The sequence below is a fragment of the Sphingobium psychrophilum genome (assembly GCF_012927105.1).
Classification (GTDB): Bacteria; Pseudomonadota; Alphaproteobacteria; order Sphingomonadales; family Sphingomonadaceae; genus Sphingobium; species Sphingobium psychrophilum.
In genome coordinates this window covers 80,732-87,471 of the sequence record NZ_JABBFV010000018.1, presented here as the reverse complement: position 1 = coordinate 87,471, position 6,740 = coordinate 80,732, and the positions used below count along the sequence as shown (strand labels likewise).

Annotated in this window: 4 protein-coding genes; all 4 read left to right on the top strand. The window is 65.9% G+C overall.

Going from position 1 to position 6,740, the window contains the following annotated elements:
- Window positions 1–380: 380 nt before the first annotated feature.
- The 4 genes from HHL08_RS19535 to HHL08_RS19520 are packed head-to-tail and all read left to right on the top strand — an operon-like array spanning window position 381 to window position 6,608.
- Entirely contained in the window at window positions 381–3,761 is a 3,381-nt protein-coding gene (locus tag HHL08_RS19535; RefSeq protein ID WP_169574691.1) for a glycosyltransferase, read from the top strand.
- The gene (locus HHL08_RS19530; protein ID WP_235955170.1) at window positions 3,758–4,546 is read left to right on the top strand and encodes a virulence factor; all 789 of its coding nucleotides are present in this window, start codon (window positions 3,758–3,760) and stop codon (window positions 4,544–4,546) included. Before HHL08_RS19535 ends, HHL08_RS19530 begins: the two co-directional genes overlap by 4 nt.
- 8 nt (window positions 4,547–4,554) lie before the next feature.
- Window positions 4,555–5,238: a winged helix-turn-helix domain-containing protein gene (locus HHL08_RS19525; protein WP_169574689.1), complete on the top strand. Its 684-nt coding sequence runs from the start codon at window positions 4,555–4,557 to the stop codon at window positions 5,236–5,238.
- 2 nt (window positions 5,239–5,240) lie between these two features.
- Entirely contained in the window at window positions 5,241–6,608 is a 1,368-nt protein-coding gene (locus HHL08_RS19520) for a sensor histidine kinase (RefSeq protein WP_235955169.1), read from the top strand.
- Window positions 6,609–6,740 lie beyond the last annotated feature (132 nt).

Genomic DNA, 6,740 nt, shown 5'->3' with positions numbered 1-6,740 from the left:
TAGTGCGGACAACAATGCCGCCCCGATCCTTGCGTCTCGGAGGACTGCTGCCCGTCTATGTCGGCGACCATTCAAAGCGCTACCTGCTGGAAGCGCCCCGTCCGGTGAACAGCCCTCTAGGCCCGCCCTCTGAGTCGGTCAACGGCTTTTTTTCAAAAAAATGTCATGTGGCGACATCAGGGGCCAGCAATGGGCGTCTCCCGACGGGATCGCTTTGGTCGCGAGGACTGCCGTATGACCGGTTATGAAGAAACTGTAATGATGCGCTCATCGTCCCGATCATTCGCCCGCCCTATCAACGGCTGCGGTCATTGCCCCGACCGTGAAGCGAGAGGCGGCGCCTCCCCTGTTGCGCCGCCTCTCCAAAGCACGGATGAACGATGGAAAGGCCGATTTTCTACGATGCCAGCGGGCGACGGCGGCGCATCATCCTGCCTGCGCTGTTCATCATGCTCGTCGCCATCCTGCTTGCCGCATTCGCCTTTGCCCTCACTATCGTCGATGTCCCTATCCCGACTGCCATGCCATTGCGCATGGAGCGTCCTCGCGCCGAAGGCATCGGCCAAAAACTGGGCCATCTGAGCGCTAGGCTGCGCATAGGTTTCGCCCAGTGGTTGCCGCACGCCCGCTCCATCCTACCCGCCCACCCCGTGACGGCAGCCTTCTATGTGCCTTGGGACGATGCCAGTCGCGCCTCGCTGCGGCAGCATGTCGACCATATCGACTGGATCGCCCCGGCCCTGCTATCCGTGACCGGACCGACCCACCGGTTGACGATGACGACCGACCCCGCCTTTACCGCGATCATACGGGCGGCGCATCGCCGCCCCAAAATCACGCCGGTCGTCCAGAATGTCGCTGACGGTGCATGGGACGGCGCGGGCACGGCGACGCTTTTGCATGACCATCGCGCGCGCGCGGCGTTCCTCGACGCTCTAATCCCCGCATTGCGGGCGATGCATGCGGCCGGTGTCGTTTTCGATTTCGAGGCGCTGCCGACACGAGCGCAGGCTGATTATCTGGCGTTCCTCCGCCAGGCGGCACCGATCCTGCACGATCACCGCCTGCTGCTGACGCTGACCGTCCCGGTGGATGACGCCAGCTGGAATCTAGCCCGTTATGGCCGGCTGGCCGACCGGCTGTTCCTGATGGACTATGACCAGCATTATGTCGGCGATACCGCCGGGCCGATCGCCGCCCAGCCCTGGTTCGTGCAGCGGCTGCACGCCGCTCTGAAGGTCGTGCCGGCTGCCAGGGCGATCGTGGCGATTGGCAATTATGCCTATGACTGGACCGATGGCGCGAAGAGCGCCGATACGCTGTCGATCGAAGATGCGTGGCTCTCCGCGCATGACAGTGGCGCGCCGATCCGCTTCGATCCGGCTTCGGGCAATGCCAGCTTCGACTATCGGCAGGACGGGCAGGTCCACCACGTCTGGATGCTGGACGCGGCAAGCGGCTGGAACCAGATACGCGCGGCGCGGCTGGCGGGGACCGGGGGCATAGCGCTGTGGCGGCTGGGATCGGAAGATCCCGGCTTCTGGGCCGCGCTCAAACAACGCGATGCCACGCCGCCCGCCGCGATCGGTCGGCTCACCAGCTTCAACTCGGTCGATGTGGAGGGCAATGGCGAGATATTGCGGATCGACGATGTGCCGACCGTCGGCCACCGCACGATCGTCATGGGATCAGGCCGCACCGCGGGCCTCATCACCAACGAGCATTTCGCCAGCCTGCCCACCCCCTATGTCATCCGCCGCATCGGCTATAAGCCGCACGACGTCGCGTTGACGTTCGACGATGGTCCCGATCCGATCTGGACCCCGCCGATCCTGACCATCTTGCGCAAGGCGCATGTGCCCGCGACCTTCTTCGTCATCGGCGAAAATGCGATGATGCATCCCGGCTTGTTGCGGCAGATCGTCGCCCAGGGCAGCGAGATCGGCAATCACAGCTACACCCACCCCAATCTGGCGCAGGTCTGGGATCGGGGCGTGTCACTGGAGCTCAACAGCACGCAGCGGCTGGTCGAAGCCTATACCGGCCGGGCGATGCGCCTGTTCCGCGCGCCCTATTTTGGCGATGCGGAGCCGACCACGGCGGACGAGATCGGCCCGGCGCTGGAGGCGCAGAAGGCGGGCTATCTCAATGTGGGCCTGCATGTCGATCCGGGCGACTGGACGCGGCCGGGCGCCGACGCCATCGTCGCGCGCACCATCGCCCAGGTCGAGGAGGGCGGCGCCGACCGATCGGCCCAGATCATCCTGCTGCACGATAGCGGCGGCGACCGGGCGCAGACGGTTGCCGCGCTGCCGCGCATCATCAAGGCGCTGTCGGCGCGCGGCTATCGCTTCGTGTCGGTATCGGCGCTGGCCGGCCTGACGCCCGCGCAGGTGATGCCACCCATCCGTGGAGCCGATCTGGCCGCGGTGCGGGTCGATGTCGCCATATTCCTGCTGCTCGCGGGCATCGCGATGACGCTCAAATGGCTGTTCTTCGCCGTCATCCTGTTCGGCATCGGCCGCGCGCTCATGCTGGCGGGGCTTGCGTTGGGCAGCCGGTTGCCGCGTAACCGGATCGCGTCGCCGGCCATCCAGCCGGACATCTTCGTGTCCGTCATCATTCCCGCCTTCAACGAAGCCAAGGTGATCGAAACATCGGTACGCCGCGTCCTTTCCAGCCAGAAGGTAGGATTGGAGGTCATCGTGGTCGATGACGGATCGACGGACGCGACCAGCCGCATCGTCGCCGACGCCTTTGCCGGTGAGGCGCGCGTGCACCTGCTGACGCTGGCCAATGGCGGCAAGGCTGCGGCGCTCAATCGCGCGCTGAAGATCGCCACCGCGCCGATCATCGTCGCGCTGGACGCCGACACCCAGTTCGAACCGCAGACCATCGCCCGCCTCGCCCGCTGGTTCGCCGATCCGGCGGTTGGCGCGGTGGCCGGCAATGCGATGGTCGGCAATCGGGTCAACCTGGTCACCCGCTGGCAGGCGGTGGAATATGTAACGGCGCAGAATCTGGAGCGGCGCGCACTCGCCCGGTTCGGCGCGATCACGGTCGTACCGGGCGCGGTCGGCGCGTGGCGGCGATCGGCGCTGGACGCCGTCGGCGGTTATCCGTTGGACACGCTGGCGGAGGATCAGGATCTGACCATCGCGGTGCAGCGGGCCGGCTGGCATATCGCCTATGATACGCAAGCCGTCGCCTGGACCGAAGCCCCCGAAAGTTTTCGCGCCCTGTCCAGGCAGCGGTTCCGCTGGGCCTATGGCACGCTGCAATGCCTGTGGAAGCATCGCAGCATCTGGCGCGAACGCAAGCCGGCAGGCCTGGCCTGGGTCGGCCTGCCCCAAGCGTGGCTGTTCCAGATCGGCTTCGCGCTGGTATCGCCGATCATCGACCTGGCGCTGGTGGTCAGCGCACTCGACACCGCGCTGCGCATCCATCAGCATGGCTGGGCGCAGACGCAAAGCGACGTTCTGCGCATGGCGCTTTACTGGATCGCCTTCACCGCGATCGACGTCGCCTGTGGGGCGGTCGCCTACCGGCTGGAGCCGCGCGAGAAACGCTACCCGGCGCTTCTGCTGGTCGCCCAGCGCTTCATCTATCGGCAAATCATGTACAGCGTCGTCATCCGCGCCGTCGCCACCGCCATATTGGGTCCATGGGTCGGATGGGGCAAATTGGAGCGCAGCGGTCGGGTGCAGTCGGCCGGCCATCCCCTGCCCGATACCGACACCGCATGGAGCCAGGCGGCATGAACCGATCGACCGCCACCCTCGCCTGCCTCACCTGCGCGCTGCTGCTCGCCCTGTGGCATGTCGGCTATATCGGCAGCCGCGCGCTGTTCGACCTGCGCCCTGCAAAAGCTGTCGCTAACCCGCGCCAGCCGCGGATGGTGGCGCTCTACTTGTCGGACGACATGGGGTTCCATGCAGGGTTGGGGCCGCTGATCGCCGATCGGCTGACCCGCCGGGGCATCCCGGTCGTTGCTGAAAACAGCCTGCGCTTCTTTCGGACGCGCCGCACGCCTGAAGAAGCCGGTGCCATGATCGCGCAGGGCCTGCGCCGCGCCATTGCCGTCGATCCCGGTGCGCGCCTACTGCTGCTGGGCCAGTCCTTCGGCGCGGACATCATCGCGCCCTCGCTCCCCTATGTGCCGACCGCGCTGCGTCGGCGGATTGCGTTCATCGGCTTGATCGTACCGGGTGCCACCCGCCAATGGCGCGCCTCTCCGTCCGATATCTTCTCCTTCAACGAGCCGGAGGAAGATGCAACCACCGCCGCCCGGCGGCTCAGCTGGGCACCCTTGCTGTGCATCCATGGCGCGGAGGAAGCGGCCAGCCTCTGTCCAGCGCTGCGCCAACCCAATGTCGTCCAGCTGCGACTGCCCGGCGGCCATGCGCTCAATCACGACGCCGATGCGGTCAGCGCCGCGCTGCTGCACGCGATCGCGCAATCGGTTGGCCGGCGCGACGCCTTCTATGGCTTTGAGCGATTGCACGCTTATAAGGCGACATTAGCGTCGATCCGGGCGGTGAAATGAGGACGGTCATGAGCTATAAGGTGCTGCTGGTCGAAGACGACGCCACCACCGCCGATTACATCGTCAAGGGGCTGATCGAGGAAGGCTTTACCGTCGACCGCGCGGATAATGGCCGCGACGGCCTGTTCCTGGCGACCGAAGCCGCGCATGACGCCATCATTCTGGACCGGATGCTGCCGGGCATGGACGGGATGGCGGTGCTCGCCGCCCTGCGCGCTGCCAGCATCGCTACCCCGGTCATCATCCTGTCGGCGCTGGCGACCGCCGATGAACGGATCAAGGGCCTCACGGGCGGGTCGGACGATTATCTGGCCAAGCCCTTCGCCTTTGCCGAACTGCTGGCGCGGCTGCGGATCATCCTGCGACGCGGCGGCGGCCAAGCGCCCGCAACGCGCCTGACCTGCGGCGACCTGGACGTCGATCTCCTTTCCCGCAAAGTAAAGCGCGGCGCGCGCATCATCGACCTGCAACCGCGCGAATTCCGCCTGCTCGATTATCTGTTGCACCATCAGGGCGAAGTCGTCACCCGCACCATGTTGCTGGAGGGCGTGTGGGATTATCATTTCGATCCCGGCACCAATGTCATCGACGTGCATATCAGCCGGCTGCGGCGCAAGATCGACGAGGATGGCGAATCGCCGCTGATCCACACCGTACGCGGCGCGGGCTATCGGTTGAGCGAACAGGGGTGACGATGCGCTGGCGCCAGAGTGTCATCTGGCGGTTCGCCGCGCTCGTCTTCCTCATGCAGATCGCCTGCGTGCTGGTCGCGCTTTGGGCCGTCCATCAATTCACCAGCCGGTCGGTGGACGAAGCCAGCCGCGCGGTCGCGGTCAACCTGCGCGACGATATCGCCGCCACCTATGCCGCTGCTGGCCTGCAAGCGGCGGGCGCCACGGTGCATAGCCGCATGACGGCCGACCCGGACGGCAGTTCGATCATGCTGCTGATCGCACCCAACGGGCGGCGGATCGCCGGTAACATTCCGGGCTGGCCCACCGATATCGGACCATCGGAAAGCTGGCGGCAACTCGACCTGCGGCGCATCGGCCAGCAGGACCGGGAACCCCAGAGCATCGGCGTCGTCAGCACGCAATTCCCCGACGGGACGCGGTTGCTGACCGGCCATGTCGTGGAAAACGATCTCCGCTTCGGTGGTTATCTAGAAGCGGCGCTGATCGGTGCAATCCTGCTTGCCATGCCGCTGGCGGCCGGTGCCGCCTTCTTTTCGGCCGCGATCATCCGGGGGCGGCTGCGATCGGTCATTGATACCGCTGCGGCGGTTGGCACCGGCGACATCCAGCGCCGTATCCCGCTGAGCGGCAGCGGCGATATGTTCGACGCGCTGGGCGATGAAATCAACGCGATGTTGGACCGCATCACCGGGCTGGTGGATGAGATGCGGCTGGTGACCGACGGTCTGGCCCATGACTTGCGATCCCCCCTCACCCGGTTGCGTGCCGTGCTGGACAGCGCCCTGCGTCACAGCCGGGACGAGCAATCGATCGCGGCGCTGGAAAAGGCGCTGGAGGAAGGCGATACGCTGCTGCGGATGCTGGATGCCGCGCTGCTGATCAGCCGGGCCGAAGCGGGGATCGGCCGCGACAATTTTTCGGCTGTCGACGTCGCCGCGTTGCTGGACGATTTTCAGGATATGTATGACGCGCTGGCCGAGGACAAGGGCGTGGTCATCCGCGTCGATGCGCCACCCGGCCTGCATATCCGTTCGCATCGTGAGATATTCGGCCAGGTCTTGTCGAACCTGATCGACAATGCGCTCAAATATGGCGGCGATCGCATCCTTCTGTCGGCCCGGCGGGACGGCGCATCGATCTGCGTCGCCGTGACCGATAACGGCCCCGGCATCGCGCAGGAACGGCGGATCGAGGCGCTGCGCCGTTTCGCCCGCCTGGATGCGTCGCGCCATATCACCGGCGCTGGCCTTGGCCTGTCGCTGGCGGCGGCGGTCGCCCATCTCCATGGCGGCACGCTGACCTTGAGCGATGCGGGACCGGGGCTGCGCGTGACCCTGACCCTGCCCGCCGAACATGATCCATCCTGAAGGCGCTCAATCCGGCTAACGCCAGCGCGGGACGCCCCCGTCCTCCGGTAAAATTTCCGCCGTGACACTTTACCGGAGGGCAAAGTGTCACGAGCGACAAAATGCGACTCGCGAAAAAAAGCGGATTCCCAA

Bases quoted from the DNA above. Each gene is read 5' to 3' on its own strand.
- HHL08_RS19535 (WP_169574691.1), top strand. From the start codon at position 381: ATGGAAAGGCCGATTTTCTACGATGCCAGCGGGCGACGGCGGCGCATC.
- HHL08_RS19530 (WP_235955170.1), top strand. From the start codon at position 3,758: ATGAACCGATCGACCGCCACCCTCGCCTGCCTCACCTGCGCGCTGCTG.
- HHL08_RS19525 (WP_169574689.1), top strand. From the start codon at position 4,555: ATGAGCTATAAGGTGCTGCTGGTCGAAGACGACGCCACCACCGCCGAT.
- HHL08_RS19520 (WP_235955169.1), top strand. From the start codon at position 5,241: ATGCGCTGGCGCCAGAGTGTCATCTGGCGGTTCGCCGCGCTCGTCTTC.